Here is a 19,741-nt window from a genome sequence, read left to right as displayed (position 1 = left end):
CTTGTAAATAATAGCTTTTTGCTTTATCCTTTAAGCCATCAGCCTACATCAGATGGCTAAATGTTTCCATGTTAATTTTATCTTAAATAACCCCTTTTCCGCGAACAGTATAAGTCTAACAAGTTAACTTCCTGTAAAATCTGTATTTTCGTTTTCGTTAACTATCGGTTTTCAGCCCATGAAAACATTACTACTTATACGTCATGCTAAATCCAGCTGGACAGATCCAGACATGGATGATTTTGACCGGCCCCTCAATAAACGGGGAAAACAAAATGCCCCGGAAATGGCCCAACACCTCATTACACGGGGTATGGTGCCGGAATTAATCATTTCGAGCCCGGCCAAAAGAGCCAGAACAACTGCCAAAATGATGGCCAGCGAGTGGAAGTATCCCAAACAGGCCATCCTGCTGGAAGAAGAACTCTATCTCTGTTATGCAGCCACCTTTCTGAAAGTCATTACCAAAATAGATGATGACTTCGGCGCAGTAGCTATATTTGCACATAATCCCGGTATTACCGATTTCGCCAATTACCTGACGGAAGAAATCAGAATAGACAACGTGCCTACCGCCGGCGTCTTTGGGATACAGGCAGATACGGACAACTGGAAAGATTTTGACCTGGCAAAGAAAAAGTTCCTCTTCTTTGAATACCCCCGGAAAGACTAGTCTTTAACTATTTTGTTATAAGATGCTGTAATCCCTTTTATCAGCGAAGAACTGAACCCCTGATGCTCCATTTCATTTAAACCAGCAATAGTACAGCCTTTGGGCGTAGTAACCTTGTCTATTTCTTCTTCCGGATGACGGTTTTCCCGGATCAGCAGTTCTGCTGCCCCCTTTACCGTTTGTGCCGCAATAAGACTGGCGGTGCGCACATCAAAGCCTATTTCAATACCACCTTGTATATTGGCCCGGATATAACGCAAAGCAAAGGCAATACCGCAGGCCCCCAGTACGGTGGCTGCATCCATCAGCTTTTCATCGATGGTAACGGTAGCCCCCAACTGATCAAACATGGTTTTTATATACCGGATCTGTTCTTCGGTAGCATGTTTATGCGAAATACAGGTAATAGATTCCTGTATGGCAATAGCGGTATTGGGCATAGCACGTACTACCGGCATTCCTGGCACCACATGTTCCAGGTCATCGATACTCACACCGGTAACAACGCTGATCAATATATGCCGCTTCGGATCAAAAGATGATTGAAACTCCTGCAATACTTCCCGCACATTGTACGGCTTCAATGCCACCACAATCACTTCTGACTCGCGGATCGCTACATCATTGTCTGTTTCTATCCGTACGCCTGCATCACGCAGCGCAGAAAGGGTGCTGGTATTACGCTTGGTAACAGTGATATCACCGGCCTTTGAAAAACCGCTCTTCAGCAATCCCTGGGCAATGGCCGAGCCCAGATTTCCTCCACCTATAATGGCTATTTTTTTGGCTGACATAACAAATTATGTTTACACTATAAATCCTACGGAAGGTATAACAAATGCTGCATCCATGCAAACGGCAACGATTCATTACCTTGCAGCTATGCAGGCATTACACACAGCAACTGCGTTTTACGCCAGGATTAAAGAAGCACACGGTGTTGAGAATACAGAAGAAAAAACACGACACTATAAACAGATACTGGAAATCCTTTTCAGAGAACTTACCAGGAAAGAAACCCGCTCCTTCGGGAACCTGTTTGCACGCATGCAATTCTTCTTTGACCGGCAGACAGTTCCCCCCGATATTCTTCAGCAACTGACTGCCCTTCGTATACTAACGAACAAGGCTACACGTGGTATGTTCCCCCTGCAGGAAACAGAACACTTACTTTGTATCAAAGCCCTCACAGAATCGGTGGCATGGTGCTACCAGGTAGAACCACCGATAGCATTAACAGAGATCTACGCTCCTTCAGGTACACATAAATTATCGCTGGCTTATCAGCACCGCCCTGGTAGCTTAGCCCTTTTGAAATGCATGGTAACTGCCGTAGGCCCACTCACCACGGGAGCCCAGGGAAAATATACCCTACTGCTGGATGTAAAAAATGATGAACAGGGCGATTTCCAGCTACAGTTGGAACATATGGAATCGGCTACTGTAGTATCGTTACATGGCCTATTACGTCCTTACGACACCATTAATGTGCTTCATTGCCGTCAGGGTGCAGAAGGGCATGAATACGCCACCACCAGCGAAAGCCAGGTGGTGCTGGAACCCGATCTGCTCATCGATATCAGTGACCTGGCGGAATGCTTTACCCATAAAGGTCCTAACCGCTTATTATACCTCGTTAAAAAACTGACGCCACAGCAATCCAGCCCGGCTGCATTCAAGGGAAACCTGGTGAATGCACTGCTCGATGAGATGTTGCGCAACAGGGAAATAGATTTCAAAAGCTCCTTTGTGGAGGCGGTAGCTGAAAACGTGCTACAGGCAGCGGCCTACGGCAGGGAAAAAATAAACGAAATGTTCCGCGATATCAAGCAGCATCACTGGGGAAACCTCCACAATACAGTGAAAGAGCTACAGGATAAACCGGTACGTATAGAGCCCACCTTCTTCTCCGCCCAATACGGGCTCCAAGGACGTTTAGACCTGATGGCAGAAGATGATACCGATGAATACCGTAAAGAAATATTCGAGTTAAAAAGTGGAAAGTGCCCGGACTTTAATACCTGGAAAAACCATGAAATGCAGGTAGTAGGGTATAACCTGTTGCTCCGTTCTACCTTTGGCCGGCACCGCAAAGGTAGTTCTGCTATCCTGTACTCCGCCGCAGCAACCAGCCCATTGAGGAATGTGAGCAGTACCCATCTCACAGAAAATGATTTATTACTGCTCCGCAATGAAGTAGTAGGCATGCTCCTCCGGCTGGCAGGCTGTGAATTTGAAGTGCTGTCTACCATTACTACGGCGGCAGCGCTCGGACTACCATCTTTCAGCGCGGCACATTTTACCTCCTTTGAACAGGCCTGGCAAACAGCCCCACCAGTGGCGAAAGCTTACTACCACGAGTTTTTGGCATTTATGCTACGGGAATATCTGCAGGCAAAGTGCGGTATGTTTTCGGAAATTAACAGGGAAGATGATGCCGATGGATTTGCCGCACTCTGGCTGCAACAGGAAAAAGACAAGCTTTCCCGCTTCAATATTATACCAGGACTACGTTTCCGGGAATTTGATACGGTAAACAGTTCCGTATTATTTGATATAGTCGTACCCGTTAGCCATAACTTCCGCCGGGGAGATACCGCAATTATTTACCCGCGTACCAGCACAGAACTGCAGCCCATGCAGCAACAGCTGCTGAAAGGCAGGATAGAGGAAGTGGGAAAAGAGCAGTTGAGTTTTTCTCTGAATAACCGACAGATGACCCTGGACTTTTTCCGGCAGTTTGATGAATGGATTATTGAACACGATATATACGAGTCGAATTACTGGATTGCAGCGGCTTCGCTGTTTCATGTGATTTCGCCACGCTACCGGGAGCGCACCAATATGCTGCTGGGGCTTACCACTCCCCGCTGGTACCCGCTGCAACGTACCACACCGGCTATGTTTAACCCTAACCAGGAACAGATTGTAAAGCAAGCCCTGGAAGCGCAGGACTACTACCTTTTACAGGGACCTCCAGGAACAGGTAAAACGTCTTCCCTGTTAACCACCATCGTAGGAGAAATGGTTAAGCAGGATACCTACGTAATTATTGTTGCCTTTACCAATAAAGCGGTAGAGGAAATCTGTTATAAGCTGACTGCTAAAAATATTACCCATCTCCGTATGGGTGGCCGCAGCTCAGAAGCTTCGCTAACGTTGAAGCAATATTGCCTGGATGGCTCACTGGACGAGGCCCGTAGCTATATTACCAGTCACCGGGTATTTGTGGCCACAGTAGCCACGATGGCTACACGTCTGGAACAATTAATAATGATGGGGATTCCTACCGATACTTTAATTGTGGACGAAGCATCTCAGTTAACAGAACCCCAGCTGTTGGGCTTGTTGATGCCTTTTCGCAAATTTATCCTGATAGGAGATCAGAATCAGTTGCCACCGGTGGTAGCACAGGAAGAATATTTTTGCCGGGTAAAAGCCCACTGTTTAGTAGAGCTGGGCATCCGTGATCTGCGGACTTCGATTTTCGAAAGGTTAATACTACGCTGTAAAACCAGCCACTGGCGCCATGCCTGGGGCATGCTGAATACACATTTCCGGATGCACGACAGTATCGCTGCATTGGTCAATCATTACTATGCGGGTCAATTATCTTCCGGAAAACCGGAACAACAGGCTGGCTTTGATCTCTATAAGGATCATGAAAACGTAGGGTGGGAGCGGGTTTTATCTTTAGGAAGAAAGATATTTATTGCCAGCCCCTATGAAGCGACTTCCAAAATGAACAGAACCGAGGCGCAATGGGTAGTATCCTTGTTACAACATCTTAAAAGTCGTTATGGCGCTGGCTTCAGTAAAGACACAGTTGGTGTGGTGACGCCATGGCGTACACAAATCAGTCTTATCCGCGAGCTGATAGCAGAAGATACCGCCTTGCAGGACATCAATATAGATACCGTTGAGCGCTTCCAGGGCTCTGAAAACGACATTATCATCGTTTCCCTGGCAGTATATCATGCGGCGCAGGTRCAGACATTACAGTGCCTGGGACAGTTTAGCTGGGAAGAAGAAGAGATAGAAGTAGACCGTAAGTTGTTGGTAACGTTATCGCGTGCACGAAAACAGGTAATTATCCTGGGATATGAGCCGGTACTGCAGGACAGTGCACATTACCGGAAGATGTTGGGGGAGATGGTGAGAGGAGTGCTGTAGTACCAGCCACCAATAACTATGGCCATACTGGTAGTATGGCCACAGTTTAGACAACATCATATATGATCACTCCTGGAAATCCAGGCTTTAATCCAATGTTACATGCCCCCAGTTTTCACCGCTTTTGATGCGGTAAAGCTGCATTTCGCTGATATCAAACTGTTCAGCAATCTGCTTCATAGTTTTCTTACCAGGCTTATTCAGCAGGCGTTTAATGCTTTTTACTTTGGTCACATTCAGCTTCAGACCTTTTACACGGTTGCGTTGCTTTTCTTTATAAGCCAGCTTCGCAGGGCTTTTTTGCTGATGCTCTTCCATTTCCTCCTTGGTTGCCCATTGGAGGTTGGTGGCTTTATTATTTTTTTTATCGTAGTCCAGGTGAATCACATATTTATGTGCCCGTCCTCCTTTTTTACTAAAAAGTTTGGCCACCTCCCGGTGCAGGTAGAGTGACTGATAGCTATCTGCGGGCTTTACGTTTAATACCGTATAGCCTTCCACGGTAGACCCCGTGAGCAGCTTACCATCTTCGGTACTTTCATGATAACTGATCACTCTCCCCATGTTTGATACAGCGTATTTTTTACGCAGGGCAGATTTGTTTTTAATCTGTAAGTCTTTCCAGACTTCATTTTTCAGATTTTTAATTGTGGTCATGTGAAAGTATTTTTATTTTTTTATACTCTGGGGTTTATCCGTTTATCCGTAAACGTTACAACCGGCCATTTCAGTATCAGCCGGCAGAAAATCGTGTGCAGCTAATTGGGGAGCAGCCCTTTCGAATATATGGTCCTTGTATTGTAACACCACCGCGTCTAGTACTTCCTCTATTTCAGCTAATGTATTGTAAGTTACTAATTGTTGTCTGAATTCCTTTATATGTGGCAACCCTTTGAGGTAATTTGTGTAGTGGCGGCGCATTTCCAGTATGCCTACTACTTCTCCTTTCCAGGAAACTGATTGGTGAAGGTGCTTTTTACAAACTTCCACTCTTTCTAAAACAGTTGGTAGTGGCAAATGTTCGCCAGTCTTCATAAAATGCTTGATCTCCCTGAAAATCCATGGATAACCAATCGCAGCCCTGCCTATCATTACCCCATCTACACCATATTTCTGTCTTGCAGCAATTACCTGCTCCGGCGTACATATGTCACCGTTACCAAAGATAGGAATTTGTATGCGTGGATTGTTTTTTACTTTTCCGATCAGTGTCCAGTCGGCACTGCCTTTATACATTTGTGTGCGGGTACGGCCATGAATGGTAAGGGCTTTGATCCCCACATCCTGCAGCCTTTCCGCTACTTCTTCAATATTTTTGGTATCATCGTCCCAGCCCAGGCGGGTTTTAATGGTGACTGGCAGTCTTGTTGCCTTTACTACGGCTGCCGTCAGTTTTATCATTTTAGGTATATCTTTCAAGATACCTGCGCCAGCACCTTTACAGGCCACTTTCTTTACCGGGCAACCGAAGTTAATGTCGAGTAAATCAGGGTTGGTGGCTTCTACGATCTGCGCGGCCAATGACAAGGATTCCTCATCACCCCCGAAAATCTGTATGCCTACCGGACGTTCGTAGTCGAAAATGTCCAGCTTTTTACGGCTTTTGATAGCATCACGTATCAGTCCTTCCGAAGATATGAACTCAGTATACATGAGATCGGCCCCATTATCCTTGCACACCGCACGAAAAGGCGGATCGCTCACATCTTCCATGGGCGCCAGTAATAAAGGGAATTCTCCCAGTTCAATATTTCCTATCTTCACCATAATTTATATAACCACAGCAGGTTTTGCCGTAGTTATTATTTTAATGTTTTATATACTATTTCTTTTACAAGCAGGATTTCTTTGCAGTAACAGCTAACGCCAGGCAGCTGTAATGATCAATAAGTAACTGCAAAAACTGGATTTCGCGCTGTAAATTTACGCAAAATTTAATACAGTATTTTCTTATGACCGGTTATCTGAAGCAGTCTTCCACTTTATTACAGTTTGTTACCTTCCTGGGCTTTTTCTTTGGGTTCTTTGCATTATACATTGCAGCGTTGCAGACTATAACACCTGCTATGACCGGACAAAGCCTGGAGGCCATTCAAAGTGGCGCCTTTAATGATCCTAACCTCATCGGCTATCTGAAAATAACACAATTCTTTTATACCATCGTGGCATTCTTTGTGCCAGCCGCGCTTTTTGCCTATCTGTGGCAGCCTTATCCTGCTACCTATCTTGGTTTAAAACCGGCACCCAAAGGCATCCAGATAGTGATTGCCCTGTTTGCCATGTATGGCGTATTACCACTGGCAGGCCTGTTAGGCGAGTGGAATGAGACCTGGCCTATATCTCAATCTGCGAAGGATATGCAGACCATGGCAGAAAAGCTGCTGGCAGTCATGTTACGCATGCCTACTATGAAGGACCTCTTTATCAACCTGGTACTGGTAGCCATTATACCCGCCATCGGGGAGGAGCTGTTCTTCCGGGGCGTGCTGCAACGCCTTGTCATAAAAGCCACCCGTAAAGTATGGTTGAGCGTATTTATCACGTCTATTCTATTCAGCGCCATTCATGGTGAAGTGCTGGGCTTCATGCCCCGTGTGGTGCTGGGCTTTGGACTGGGAGCCATCTACGTGATCAGTGGCAATCTCTGGTTAAGCATCCTGGCACATATACTCAACAATGGCTCACAGGTTGTTATGCTATATCTTTTCCAGCACGGCATGATGAAGGATGATCCCATGAAAGACACGCCTGTGGCCTGGTATTATGTAGCTTTAAGTATTCCTGTAACCATTGCCCTGTTTTGGGCGTTAAGTAAAAAATCAACACCTATGTCGATGATTGATCCGGTGGAGGAAAAAAAGAAAGACGGGGTAGATGAAATAGGAATGGACGAAAATTTGTAATCTTACTAAGACATTAAAGCTATAATTATGGAAAAAGACTGGGTTAAAATTTTTTCAAGTGACAGGCCATTTGAAGCAGAAATAGTGAAAGGAATGTTGCTGGATAATGGCGTAGAAGCGGTATTACTGAACAGGCAGTCATCTTCCTATAACATTACCTTACCTGGGCAGGCGGAACTATATGTTCATCAAACCCAGGAAGAAACTGCCAAAAGTCTGGTGCATAATCACAACAATCTGCCCACCGGCGACCCCAACCAGGTAGATCCTGAGTAGGGGTATCAGCTCCTGTCAGACGTCTACCCACTTGAATAGTGTCTGACAGGGATTTGCTCCAACGGGTTATTTTATCCACATTTGCGGGCAGCAATTTAATCACCAGATTTAAGCATAATGAAGACTTTTTTCACCCGCACTGCCTCTGCGCTTGTGTTTGTGGCAGTAATGCTGGGAGGTATCCTATGGACCGACTATACATTTTTTCTGCTTTTTTTCCTGATAGGTTGTTTCGCCCTGCAGGAGTACTTTAAATTAATCCGGCATATAGATCCTGATTATGCGGGCGTTCCTGCCTGGCATAAATGGGGAGCCACCATCGCCGGAGCTGCTATACTCCTCACTTTTACAGGCAATAATTTCCAGATAGCCCACATCCCCACTGGCCTTATTGGTTGGTGGATAGCTGTTATTTTCCTGCTGGTAATGCCATTGGGAGAAGTGTTAATGAGTAAAGATTTCTCTTTAAAGAACATCGGCTACTCGGCCATTGGACTGCTGTATATCATCATTCCATTCGGGCTGCTGATAAATATAAGGCTCAACGCCATCAATATTCACTACACCCCTTCGGATGTAGGTACTGCCCCGGGATGGCTGATTCCTTTACTGCTCATCATTTTCATCTGGATAAACGATACCATGGCCTATATCGTGGGATCGCTCATTGGGCGTACCCCTTTTGCACCGGCTATTTCTCCTAAAAAAACCATTGAAGGTACTGTTGGTGGTATGATCCTGGCAGTAGCCACTGCAGGTATATATGGTCATTTCTGGGGGGCCGGATACCTGGCCCTGCAGCATTGGATAGCCCTGGCGCTCATAGCTGCCATATTCGGCACTATCGGGGATCTGATAGAGTCTAAACTGAAAAGAATGGCAGGGGTAAAAGATTCCGGCCGCATCATGCCCGGCCATGGCGGATTCATGGACCGTTTCGACTCATTGCTCCTGGCCGCTCCCTTCGCCTGGATCTATGTTCAGTTCTTTATGATGGCTTAACCATAATTTCGTATGCCGAAAAAATTGAATTGAACTAACTTCGCACTTTGATTAAACACATAAATCAATCATTTTAATAAAAAAACAATGAAGATCCATCGTGAAGGATTTGCTACCATTTCCCTTGTATTCCTGGTACTGGCGTTAATTAACGGAGCAGTATTTTATTGGTTCGGTAATTCATCCGGCCTTTGCTGGACAGTATCTCTTATATCCCTGGCATTCTTCCTGTTCATCGTATCCTTCTTCCGGATTCCGGCAAGACAATACACAACAGGAGATTCGCTGGTAGTTTCTCCCTGCGATGGTAAGGTAGTGGTGATTGAAGAAGTATATGAGCCGGAATATTTCAAAGATAAACGCCTGCAGGTGTCTATTTTTATGAGTCCCGCTAACGTGCATGTAAACCGTAATCCTATCAGTGGTGTGGTAAAACTGTCGCAATACCATGCGGGTAAATACCTGGTAGCCTGGCATCCAAAGTCCTCTACTGAAAATGAAAGACATTCCGTGGTGATCGGCAACGGTAAAACGGATATCCTGGTTAGACAAATTGCCGGCGCACTGGCCCGTAGAATTGTGAACTACCTGAAACCAGGAATGGATGTAAAACAAAATGAGGAAATGGGCTTTATTAAGTTCGGCTCCCGTGTAGATCTCTACCTCCCCATTGGTACCGAAGTAGCGGTAAAACTGGAAGAAGTAGTGCAGGGCGGTGTATCTGTTATAGCTAAAATCTAGTATCTTTAATAGCTAAATGGCATTTTTATGATAAAGAAAGCTTTTACCGGCGCTGCAGCCCTCCTGTTACTGGCAGGTGTTGTATTTGCCCAGGAAAAAACAAACAGCAAAACCGCAGACAAGTCCGCTAAAAAGAACTGTTCTGCTGCCACCTGTAAAACCACTGCAAAAGGTAAAAGCTGCTGCCAGCAACCGTCTAAAACCGCCAGCCTGAGAATGGCTGCCGCCACTAAAAATAAGCCGAAAGCATAAAGGATAAAGCAAAAAGCTATTGAGGCGAATGATCTAAGCAGGTATTAACCTTTCGCTCAGATCATTCGCCTCAATAGCTTTTCGCTTTATGCTATTTATAATATTTCCCGCAGTTCCCGCAGATGGCTGATAACATAAGTAGGCTGAAAATCGACCGGTGGTTTGCCAGGATTAAAGTATACCTGGTCCATCCCCACGCCGTGAGCACCCTTAATATCCAGCTCCATCGCATCTCCGATCATTACACTTTCTGTAGCACTGGTACCTGCTCTGCTGATGGCAAAGTCAAAAATTTCGCGGTAAGGCTTTAAGCTGCCCGCTAATTCAGAGGTAACGATATGCGTAAAGAACTGGTCGATACCGGAATTTTTCATTTTCAGCAACTGTGTTTCTTCAAACCCGTTGGTGATCATGTGCATTGGATACTCCTTTGCTGCCAGGTATTCCAGCGTTTCCTTTGCTTCGGGAAATAATGCTTTCTTGTAAGGGAGGATTTCCAGGAATTCCTCACTGATCTTTTGCGTCAGCTTTTCATCTCCTATCTTGAAATCAACCAGCGTAAGGCGGAAACGTTTATCGCGCAATTCGCGGCGGGTAATGAATCCTCTGCGAAAGCGATCCCATAAACGTTCATTGTGATCCACATAAGACACGGAAAACGCCTCAAAAGATGGTATTCCTCTACTTTCTAAAGCATGGCTGTTGTACAGCTCCAGCAAGGTTTCCTGTTCATTTGTTTCAAAGTCCCAGAGTGTATGGTCCAGGTCAAAGAAAAGATGTTTGTATTTCATGACTGCGCAAAGGTACAAAATACCTCCTGCATCGAGGAAGCATCCCTGTCTGTTAAAAGTAAATTCGTTATTTTACTGCACTAATCAACGAAACTATGAATGCAGTAATTACGGGCGCCAGCAAAGGCATTGGAAAGGCTATTGCGGAAAAACTGGCGCTGGAAGGCTTTAATGTAGCGATTTGCGCAAGGAATGCAGATACCCTGGCAACCGCCAAAGCCGATATTCAGCAAAAAAACCCGGCAGTAACCGTATTGGCGGAGGTGGTAGATATGGAAGATAAATCACAGGTACYGGCTTTTGGAGAGAAAATCAAATCCACCTTCTCCCGTGTAGACATACTGGTGAATAACGCCGGGATCTTTGTGCCTGGTAGTCTCCATGAAGAAGCGGATGGCCTGCTGGAAAAGTTGATGTCTGTAAACGTATACAGCGCTTATCATCTCACCAGGGCCTTATTACCCGCTATGATCGCTGATCGTAAAGGCCATATTTTCAATATGTGTTCTACTGCCAGCTATGGGGCTTATCCTAATGGAGGCTCCTATAGCATCACCAAATATGCCCTGCTCGGCTTTACCAAAAACCTGCGGAAAGAACTGATCCCACACAATATCCGGGTAACAGCCGTGAGCCCGGGACCTACCTTGACAGCTTCATGGGAAGGCTTTGAAGCGGCCCCAGACAGAATGATGCCCCCTGAAGATATTGCCAGCGTGATATGGTCTGCCTGGACCATGGCCAAACAAACCGTTATTGAAGAAATTTTGCTCAGACCCATGCTGGGAGATATTTAAAGCATTTATTATTTTGGGAGATTGTTATTGGGAGATTTGTTTCAACACAGATTATCAAAATAACTAAATAAGAACATATTAAAATGTTTTAACTAACTTTTAACGGGGCCTTACAGCGCTTCCGGTGCGGCTTTGGTTAAATTTGTTGACATAATTATGATGTACAGATATTGCATAAGGAAGTGTATTTACTCCATTTTGTTTTGTTTAGGACTGGTAGCCTGCGCCTCCGCTCAGGAGTTCCGCTTTACTACCACTGTGAGCAATAACACTGTGACGCAGGATGAACCGTTCCAGATTCAGTTTATGCTGGAAAACGGGGTGAATGTTGCCAGCTTTACAGCACCCAGTTTCAAAGACTTTGAAGTACTGCAGGGTCCCTCACAAATGCAGGGGCAATCTATCTTCAATGGCAAGCGCTCTGAATACATTGCACTGAGCTACCTGCTGCAACCCAAGCATGTAGGCAGCTTCACCATTGCCGGCGCACAAGCCCGCGTCAATGGAAATGTGGTTAAATCAAATCCGGTTTTAATTGAGGTAAGAAAAGGCAATGCCCAGCAGCAACAACAGCAGCAGCAGCAGGTGCCCCAGGCTTCCGCCGGCTCCCAGCCCCACCGTGGCGGGGAAGACCTGCCAGAAGGTTTCCTGAAAAAAGGCGAAGACATCAATGAAAAACTGAAGAAGAATATTTTCCTGAAAGTAGATGTGGATAAAACCAACCTATACGAAGGCGAACAACTAACGGCCACGTATAAACTTTATACACGCCTCCCAACTAATTCAAGCGTTACCAAAGTACCGGCTTTCAAAGGCTTTTCCGCTAAAGATATTGAGCTACCCAATCCTCCACAGGCTACCGAGGAAAGGGTCAATGGTATACCCTATAAAGTATTTACCATCCGCAAAACACTCCTGTTCCCCCTGCAATCAGGCGCACTGGAACTGGATCCTGTGGAAGTAGACAACCAGGTACGCCTGGTGAAAATGGTCAGTAACAAAAAGGGGGGAGGCCGCGCCAAAGATCCGTTTGAAGATTTCTTCAATGACCCCGCCTTTAAAGATCCCTTCTTCGATGACTTCTTTAACCGGCCCGAAGTTGAATACCAGGATGTTCCGTACAAAATACAGAGCAGCCCGATTAAGATCAATGTAAAACCCGTTCCTGTTGACGAACGACCTATGAGCTATAATGGCGCTGTAGGTAAATTCAACATGACGGCCGTAGTAGATAAAAATAAACTGACCACTGATGATGCCCTCACCTTAAAGGTAACCATCAGCGGACAGGGTAACGTAAACCTGCTCAACTCTCCTAAAATAGAAACCCCTACCGGGTTTGACAGATACGACCCCAAGGTAACCGATGACATAGAAAAGAACAGCAACCCGCTCTCCGGCAGCCGTACTTTCGAGTATGTACTGATGCCACAGGAAGCCGGAGACCATACCATTCCGGCCGTTGAATTCTCTTACTTTGATCCGGCTGCCAACAGCTTTAAAACACTGYGCTCCCAACCTTTCAATGTACACATTGACCAGGGTAAACATATTAAACAGGATAAACAGGATTATGGCACCGGCAAAAATGACCTGGTGAAAAATAATACCGGTATCCTCGACTGGACAAGGAATCACAGCTGGTTTATTCTCAGTCCCTGGTTCTATATCCTCTTGTTATTGCCATTGCTGATTGCTACAGGTATCATTTTCTACAAACGCAGAAAAGACTACAATACTACCAATGCAGCTGTCCTGAAGCACCGTTATGCCAATAAGGTAGCATTGAAAAGACTGGAGCTGGCCGCCCGCTACCTGAAAGAAGGAAAGGATAAAGCATTTTATGAAGAAACTTCCCGCGCTGTATGGGGATACCTCAGTGTGAAACTGAAAATACCAATGGCTGATCTGAGTAAACAACTCGTGCAGGATAAATTGAGTGCCCGCAGTATTAACGGTAGCAATACTCACGAACTGTTTAACCTGATAGACAACTGTGAAGTCGCACTGTATGCACCTGGTCAGGATGACCGTAAAATGCAGGGCACTTATGAAAAGGCTGTTGGCATTATCAGTAACCTGGAAGAAGCGTTGAAGAACTAATTATTTAACGAAAGGCGAAAATGCTGAACTACAGAAATATTAAACCGGTCTTTTTTGCAATAGCATGGCTGCTGACGGCAATCGTTAGCCAGGCGCAGGTTCCTCAAAACAACCAGCAACAACGCTTTGAGCAGGCTAATCTTCTTTTCAACCAGAGCAAGTTTACAGAAGCCGCCAGGACTTATCAGCAACTGCTCGACGAAGGTCATGCTCAAAAAGAACTCTATTTCAACGCCGGCAATGCCTGGTATAAAGCAGGTAAAACCGGACAGGCTGTATATAGTTACGAAAAAGCATTACAGCTATCGCCCAACGATCCTGCCGTAAAGCATAACCTGGCAATTGCCAATCAGAAAGTAAATGGCTACGTGGAAGAATTGCCGTTGGTGTTTTTTCAGCAGTGGTGGCTACAGTTGCAACATCTTCATAAGGCCAATGGATGGGCAATAGGTACAGTAGTGTTATTCTGGTTGCTGATTGCAGGCGTTATGCTCAATACTTTTCTTCCCGGATGGAGAAATAAGTTCCTCCGCTGGGGTAGTTATGTGGTAGGCGCATTATCCTTACTTTACCTGCTCATGGCCATTGACACTTACCTCTCTTCCAACAACCACGAATCCGGTATTGTGATGAACAGCAATATCAAAGCAAAATCATCTCCTGATGAAAACAGCCGCGATGCATTTGAAGTAGGAGAGGGTATGAAAGTACATATCACAGATGCTACAGCCGACTACTGCAAAATAGAACTGGCAGACGGCAAAAACGGATGGATCAGTTGTGCTTACATCAAGCGGTTATAAACACTATAACCGTTCTATACGCAGGAGGAAATCATGTTTCTTTTCACGCGCTACCGGAACGCTATAGCCATCACACATAATTATTTCGCCTCCATCTCCCTTAATATATTTATCCATAAAGGACAGGTTGATCAGGAAGCTGTTGTGTACCCGGAAGAAGCCTTTATCAGAAAGCCATTCTTCCATTTCAAGGAGAGTGCGGCATACCATTACCGGCTTTTCGGGTTCCTGTAAATGCAGCTTAGTCTGGATACCGGCAGATTTACAATAGATAATATTTTTAGCGGCTACCATACGTAAACCTTCCATAGTAGGCAGGGCCAGTCTTTCGTCCTGGTACATATGCTGTTGCAGGAATAGCAGCAGGTTATCTACCTTGTCGTTACTATCCGCGTTGGTTTGGGTGCCGGCTTTTTCCACCGCATCCTTCAGTTCCTGAATATCAATGGGTTTAAGCAGGTAGTCCAATGCGCTGTGGTGAATAGCCTGCAGGGCATATTGATCGTAGGCGGTAATGAAAATAACAACAAAATCGTGATGATGACAGGCTTCCAATACCTCGAAACCGTCCATGCCGGGCATTTCCACATCCAGGAAAATTAATTGGGGCTGTAATTCATTAATAGCAGTGATGGCGTCAGCACCATTACTACAAACGGCCTGAACAGTAACTTGCGGGCAATACCTCTCCAACATCATTAGCAGCGCATCCCGACTATGTTTCTCGTCGTCCACAATAATGGTACGCATTTGATCAGATTGAATTAAAAGTCTGGGTATTACAGATTTGCAGTGAGATCTTGCTAAATATGGTCATTGATTCGAAAAATCCATGTAGAAATTAAGCAATTAATGGCATATTTCCAATTAAAGACTCAGCCCGCCAGGGATTGCCGGTTGCCTACATGTTGCATACTGATAATTAAGCGGTTGCCAGTTGGCAACTGTTCTTCATCGTACACCTGCAAAGCCTTGATGCTGGCTTGCATATGGTATTTCTCGCTCATCATATACAATCTTTCTGAAGCGATATCTATTCCGGAGGCCTGCCGTTCGCCGGTACTATCCAGCACTTCGGTGATCAGGATCCCATTATCTTCCAGTTGAATAAACAGCCGGTCTTTTTCCTTACGGATGGTGATCAATAGCTCTCCGCCTGTTTTCTCGGGTCGGAGCAGTATCCGATGCCAGATGGCATACTGCACGTATGGCTGAATGATCAGGGGAGGGATCAGGGTAAACTGTTTGTTTACTTCCGGCAACACATTCAGCTGGTAGTTGAACTGTTCGTCAAACCGCAGTTGTTCCAGTTGTATATATAGTTCAAGTGCATCCAGTTCATCCTGCAGGGAAATCCATTCTTTGTTGAAGTTGCCTATCATCAGGCGCATTAAACGGGAGAAGCGGGTAAGATACAGGGAGGCCATATCTGTACTGGTCGTAAGAATATAATGGTGAATAGCGTTGAGGCTATTGAAGATAAAATGAGGGTCCATTTGCGCCTGGAAAGCATGTAGCTCCAGGTTTATCTGAGTGTGGTGTTTGGTTATTTCTTTCGCTGAGGCTCTCCTGATTTTTCTTTCACGCAGGGTAAAAAATACTATTAGGGTAACGAGACTTAACAAAAAAAACAGCCAGAACGGCCACTCCGCAGCAAAGACTATTTCTGTGTAATAATGTGCCACATATTAGGTTTACAGGAAGATGATCTTCTTCTCGTATAAGCGGAATAAATATCGGCTAATTAATCACCTTAAGAAAGTGGGATTTACTACGAGGTTGAATTTTAACGGAAACCGGGGAGAATGAGGTGAAAAGTGGCGATTAAGCTTTTAGCTGTTAGCTATTAGCTATTAGCTATTAGGCAATGCAGCGAACCAGCTTTTAGCTGTTAGCTATTAGGCAATGCAGCGCATGTCCAACATATCATGGATCTTCGCTGCATCGCCTAATAGCTAACAGCTAACGGCTAAAAGCTATCTTATGCTTCGGTGAATTTATATCCTACACCTCTAACAGAGTGGAAATAGCGGGAGTTGCGGCTGTCTTCTTCGAAGTACTTCCGGAAGTTGAGTATAAAGTTGTCGATGGTACGGGTAGTAGGGTATACGTTATATCCCCATACCACCTGCAGTATCTTTTCGCGGGTAACTACTTCGCCTTTGTTTTCGATGAGTAATTTGAGCAGCATGGCTTCTTTCTTACTCAGCTCATAATGCTTACCATCTTTACCTACGCATTCCTGTGCAGCGAAGTCGATCATATTATCTCCGAAGCGATATACATTGGGCACACTGTCTTTGTCCTGGATCTTCTTGTTTTTTACGATGAGTTTCTCCACCCGCAGCAACAGTTCTTCCAGGTTAAACGGCTTGGTCATGTAGTCATCGCCGCCTTTCTTGAGTCCGAGCACACGGTCTGCACTGCTGTTTTTGGCGCTCAGAAACAGGATAGGTATTTCATTGTTCTGAATACGGATGTTTTCGCATACCGCGATACCATCCATTTCGGGCAACATGATGTCCAGTATAATGAGATCGAAATATTCGTTTTTTACTGCTTTAAGCGCAGCGGTGCCGTTGTCTACTGCGGTAACCTCGTATCCTTCCAGCTCCAGGTTCAGCTTCAGCGCTTCCTGGAGATTTTCTTCGTCCTCCACCAGTAGTATTGATGCCTTTGTCGCTTCCTTCATGTGTTATTGTTTGATTTTACATCGAATCCGGATTCTCCGGTATTCATCAATCCGTCATCTAATTTACGCCGTTTGCACGGAATATTCAGGCAAGGTTATTTCAAAGCAGCTACCTGCGGGTAAGTTATCCTTTACTTCTATCTCGCCGCCGTGCTGTTCCACAATCTTGGCGGTAAGGAACAGGCCGAGGCCAGAGCCTTTCGCCTTGCGGGTATTTTCATTACCAACGCGATAAAATTTCAGGAAGATCCTTCCTTTTTCTTCTTCCGGTATCCCCGGTCCTTCATCAATTACCTGTAACTTCAGCTGGTCGTCGCTTTCAAAGAGTTTTACAATGATAACGGTGTTCTTGGGTGCATATTTGGCGGCATTTTCCACCAGGTTGCTGAGTATAATCTGCAGGGTTAGTTTATCACCATCCAGCCATACATCCGGTAAAATATCAGCTTCTATCTGATGGGTACCTATGCGGCCATCCAGATCTTTGATACTACCTGCCACCAGTGCTGAAAAATCGAGCGGCTCTTTATACAGCTGATATTTGTGTGTTTCAAGTTGCGCTGCCAGCAGGATATTATTACATAGCTGGTCCAGGCGATTGGTTTCACGAATGGTATTATTGATAAGCTTCAGCTGTTTTTCCTCATCCAGCCGGTGTTTGCGGATGGTTTCGAGGTTTAATTTAGCAGCTGCAATAGGTGATTTCAATTCGTGCGTGACGGCCATCATAAAATTCTGTTGCTGTCTGCTGAGCTTCATATATTTCCATACTGCCCTGTATACAAAGAGTGCGCCGAGTAAAATGATACCTAAAAAAATGAGGCCTTCGCCCAGGTATTTAAAAGAGCGCATATGCTCTTCCTTGTTAATACGCTGCAATTCCAGCTGATGAGCGATCGGTTGAGCAAGACTGTCTACACGTAAATAGAGATTTTGCCGTTCAAAGCCGCTGATCTGTTCACTTTGTCTGAACAGGAGAATGCCCCACCACACCAGGGCTGCTATTGTATATGCCAGTACTAAAAAATAGACGAGGGAAACGGATTTACCCTCCTGCATTTTATTGAAAATTTTTGTCATCATTGCCTCGTACCGGCTTTCTCAATCCGCAAGCCAACATTCATCACATGGGGTAGCGGATTTTGCCGCATATTTTGTTCAAAGGTAAACTTATAGATCCCCGGTTTATTAAGGATCGCGCGCTGTTGAATGAATACGCGGTGTTCATAAATATCATCCAGACCGGAACCTGCCCACTTGCCTGATGTTTCAGCGAGTGGTAATTCCACCCGCTGTTCTTTGACGGTACTGTCGCCGGGAGTCTGCGTTCCTACCACCAGCCATATATTGCTGTAAGGGTAAGCATCTGTATGCCTGATGTTTACATAGATGTTATACAGATACGCCGTGTCTTCCGGTTGTATTTTTACTTCAAAAGACGGTTTATAATCATACGTCCACTCATGCCCCGGGATTTCCAGGTTCTTCTCGTAAGTGTCCATTTTAGGCGGCTTGCAGGCTGCAGCCAACAATAACAAGCCTGCTGTTGCCAGGAAAAGTCTGTTCATACGGTATTCGCCTTACTATAAAACGTTTAAAACTTGTTCTTTGGCTTTTTCCAGTTCATCCTTCATCAACACCACCCATTGTTGTATACCGGCATCATTGGCTTTGGAGCCGGTTGTATTTATTTCGCGACCAATTTCCTGTAACACAAAACCCAGTTTCTTTCCTTTGGCAGAATCAGTATCTTTCAATATCTCCATGAAATAACGCAGGTGATTCTCCAGGCGGGACAGTTCTTCTGAGATATCCAGTTTTTCCAGATAGAAGATGAGCTCCTGTTCCAGTCGGTTACTGTCTACATTTTCTTTACCTACATGTTCAGCCAGCAATCCTTCCAGGCGTTGACGGATACGATCTTTACGCAGCGGATCCAGTTCTTTCACCTTCTGCATAGAGGCGTCAATGTTTTCTATACGTTGTTGCAGGTCAGCTTCCAGCATCTGTCCTTCATCTATACGATGGGTATCCAGATCGGTTAATGCCTGGCGCAGGGTATCTTCCACGTCTTTCCACTCTTCGTCTGTCATTTGCTCGGTAGCAGGACTTACCACTTCCGGTAATTTCATCAGTACGTTGAGCATATCACCCTGAGGCAGTTCCAGCTGGTTAGCCAGCATGGTGATAGACTGGTAATAATATTTTGCAAGGTCTGTATTAATCACAACCGGTCGGGTAGCCCCATTCTGACGGATATTAATAGTTGCATCCAGTGTTCCCCGCTGCAAGGTTTGTTGCATAAGGGCGCGGATGTCGAACTCATAGGGTCTTAACAAAGGAGAAAACTTCAGATTCACTTCAAACTGCTTACCATTCAGCGATTTGATCTCCACTACGATACTAGTTTCGCCTCTTGTGCTTTCTGCCCTTCCGAAGCCGGTCATTGATTTCAGCATAATAGAAATTTGTAGRTGACAAACCTAGTTAAAAAAGCTGAAAGCATAAAGCCCAAAGCAAAAAGCCACCAAAGCG

General features: G+C 45.2%; 20 protein-coding genes. 10 read left to right on the top strand and 10 right to left on the bottom strand.

What is annotated here, in order from left to right:
• Window positions 1-178: 178 nt before the first annotated feature.
• A complete protein-coding gene (locus tag AC1DP6_RS04010) occupies window positions 179-673 on the top strand; it encodes a SixA phosphatase family protein (protein ID WP_441578280.1) in 495 nt (164 codons plus the stop codon).
• Here the strand turns inward: AC1DP6_RS04010 and proC are convergent.
• Window positions 670-1,467: a pyrroline-5-carboxylate reductase gene (gene proC / locus AC1DP6_RS04005; protein ID WP_477053670.1), complete on the bottom strand. Its 798-nt coding sequence runs from the start codon at window positions 1,465-1,467 to the stop codon at window positions 670-672. The genes AC1DP6_RS04010 and proC overlap by 4 nt on opposite strands.
• Before the next feature lie 55 nt (window positions 1,468-1,522).
• Here proC and AC1DP6_RS04000 point away from each other — a divergent pair, with 55 nt between their 5' ends.
• Window positions 1,523-4,846: an AAA domain-containing protein gene (locus tag AC1DP6_RS04000; RefSeq protein ID WP_477053669.1), complete on the top strand. Its 3,324-nt coding sequence runs from the start codon at window positions 1,523-1,525 to the stop codon at window positions 4,844-4,846.
• Between the two features lie 87 nt (window positions 4,847-4,933).
• Here AC1DP6_RS04000 and AC1DP6_RS03995 read toward each other — a convergent pair whose 3' ends face one another.
• Window positions 4,934-5,503: an NUMOD4 domain-containing protein gene (locus AC1DP6_RS03995; RefSeq protein WP_133807162.1), complete on the bottom strand. Its 570-nt coding sequence runs from the start codon at window positions 5,501-5,503 to the stop codon at window positions 4,934-4,936.
• Between the two features lie 42 nt (window positions 5,504-5,545).
• Window positions 5,546-6,613 (bottom strand): tRNA dihydrouridine synthase DusB, encoded by a 1,068-nt coding sequence (gene dusB / locus AC1DP6_RS03990; RefSeq protein ID WP_477053668.1) that lies wholly within the window; start codon window positions 6,611-6,613, stop codon window positions 5,546-5,548.
• Window positions 6,614-6,798: 185 nt separating this feature from the next.
• On the opposite strand from dusB, the gene AC1DP6_RS03985 reads away from it, so the two are divergent.
• The 5 genes from AC1DP6_RS03985 (at window position 6,799) to AC1DP6_RS03965 (ending at window position 10,020) form a co-directional block, all read left to right on the top strand.
• A complete protein-coding gene (locus AC1DP6_RS03985; RefSeq protein ID WP_477053667.1) occupies window positions 6,799-7,749 on the top strand; it encodes a CPBP family glutamic-type intramembrane protease in 951 nt (316 codons plus the stop codon).
• A 27-nt stretch (window positions 7,750-7,776) separates the two neighbouring features.
• Window positions 7,777-8,025 (top strand): putative signal transducing protein, encoded by a 249-nt coding sequence (locus AC1DP6_RS03980; protein ID WP_477023924.1) that lies wholly within the window; start codon window positions 7,777-7,779, stop codon window positions 8,023-8,025.
• A 117-nt stretch (window positions 8,026-8,142) separates the two neighbouring features.
• Window positions 8,143-9,027, top strand: a complete 885-nt coding sequence (locus AC1DP6_RS03975) for a phosphatidate cytidylyltransferase (RefSeq protein ID WP_477023923.1) — start codon at window positions 8,143-8,145, stop codon at window positions 9,025-9,027.
• Window positions 9,028-9,114: 87 nt separating this feature from the next.
• A complete protein-coding gene (locus tag AC1DP6_RS03970) occupies window positions 9,115-9,768 on the top strand; it encodes a phosphatidylserine decarboxylase family protein (RefSeq protein ID WP_441578287.1) in 654 nt (217 codons plus the stop codon).
• Window positions 9,769-9,795: 27 nt separating this feature from the next.
• Entirely contained in the window at window positions 9,796-10,020 is a 225-nt protein-coding gene (locus tag AC1DP6_RS03965; protein WP_441578288.1) for a hypothetical protein, read from the top strand.
• A 95-nt stretch (window positions 10,021-10,115) separates the two neighbouring features.
• Here AC1DP6_RS03965 and AC1DP6_RS03960 read toward each other — a convergent pair whose 3' ends face one another.
• Window positions 10,116-10,811, bottom strand: coding sequence for a YjjG family noncanonical pyrimidine nucleotidase (locus AC1DP6_RS03960; protein WP_477053666.1), 696 nt, complete (start codon window positions 10,809-10,811; stop codon window positions 10,116-10,118).
• Window positions 10,812-10,906: 95 nt separating this feature from the next.
• Here AC1DP6_RS03960 and AC1DP6_RS03955 point away from each other — a divergent pair, with 95 nt between their 5' ends.
• The 3 genes from AC1DP6_RS03955 to AC1DP6_RS03945 all read left to right on the top strand — a co-directional run bounded on the left by AC1DP6_RS03955 (window position 10,907) and on the right by AC1DP6_RS03945 (window position 14,514).
• Window positions 10,907-11,608 carry an SDR family oxidoreductase gene (locus AC1DP6_RS03955; RefSeq protein WP_477053665.1) on the top strand — a complete coding sequence of 234 codons (702 nt, stop codon included), beginning with the start codon at window positions 10,907-10,909 and terminating at the stop codon, window positions 11,606-11,608.
• A gap of 156 nt (window positions 11,609-11,764) precedes the next feature.
• Window positions 11,765-13,711, top strand: coding sequence for a BatD family protein (locus AC1DP6_RS03950; RefSeq protein WP_477053664.1), 1,947 nt, complete (start codon window positions 11,765-11,767; stop codon window positions 13,709-13,711).
• A gap of 20 nt (window positions 13,712-13,731) precedes the next feature.
• On the top strand, window positions 13,732-14,514 hold the full coding sequence (locus tag AC1DP6_RS03945) for a tetratricopeptide repeat protein (RefSeq protein WP_477053663.1): 783 nt from the start codon (window positions 13,732-13,734) through the stop codon (window positions 14,512-14,514).
• Between the two features lie 3 nt (window positions 14,515-14,517).
• Here AC1DP6_RS03945 and AC1DP6_RS03940 read toward each other — a convergent pair whose 3' ends face one another.
• The 6 genes from AC1DP6_RS03940 to AC1DP6_RS03915 form a co-directional block, all read right to left on the bottom strand.
• Window positions 14,518-15,264, bottom strand: coding sequence for a LytR/AlgR family response regulator transcription factor (locus tag AC1DP6_RS03940; protein WP_477053662.1), 747 nt, complete (start codon window positions 15,262-15,264; stop codon window positions 14,518-14,520).
• Between the two features lie 125 nt (window positions 15,265-15,389).
• Window positions 15,390-16,199: a sensor histidine kinase gene (locus tag AC1DP6_RS03935; RefSeq protein ID WP_477053661.1), complete on the bottom strand. Its 810-nt coding sequence runs from the start codon at window positions 16,197-16,199 to the stop codon at window positions 15,390-15,392.
• Between the two features lie 296 nt (window positions 16,200-16,495).
• Window positions 16,496-17,206: a response regulator transcription factor gene (locus AC1DP6_RS03930; protein ID WP_291915691.1), complete on the bottom strand. Its 711-nt coding sequence runs from the start codon at window positions 17,204-17,206 to the stop codon at window positions 16,496-16,498.
• A gap of 63 nt (window positions 17,207-17,269) precedes the next feature.
• Window positions 17,270-18,289 carry a sensor histidine kinase gene (locus AC1DP6_RS03925; protein ID WP_477053660.1) on the bottom strand — a complete coding sequence of 340 codons (1,020 nt, stop codon included), beginning with the start codon at window positions 18,287-18,289 and terminating at the stop codon, window positions 17,270-17,272.
• Window positions 18,286-18,774 carry a gliding motility lipoprotein GldH gene (locus AC1DP6_RS03920; RefSeq protein WP_477023914.1) on the bottom strand — a complete coding sequence of 163 codons (489 nt, stop codon included), beginning with the start codon at window positions 18,772-18,774 and terminating at the stop codon, window positions 18,286-18,288. The genes AC1DP6_RS03925 and AC1DP6_RS03920 overlap by 4 nt, the downstream gene beginning before the upstream one ends.
• Before the next feature lie 15 nt (window positions 18,775-18,789).
• On the bottom strand, window positions 18,790-19,665 hold the full coding sequence (locus tag AC1DP6_RS03915; protein ID WP_477053659.1) for a YicC/YloC family endoribonuclease: 876 nt from the start codon (window positions 19,663-19,665) through the stop codon (window positions 18,790-18,792).
• Window positions 19,666-19,741 lie beyond the last annotated feature (76 nt).

This window comes from Chitinophaga sp. 01L420 (assembly GCF_056399985.1).
This window is presented reverse-complemented; position numbering and strand designations above follow the sequence as displayed.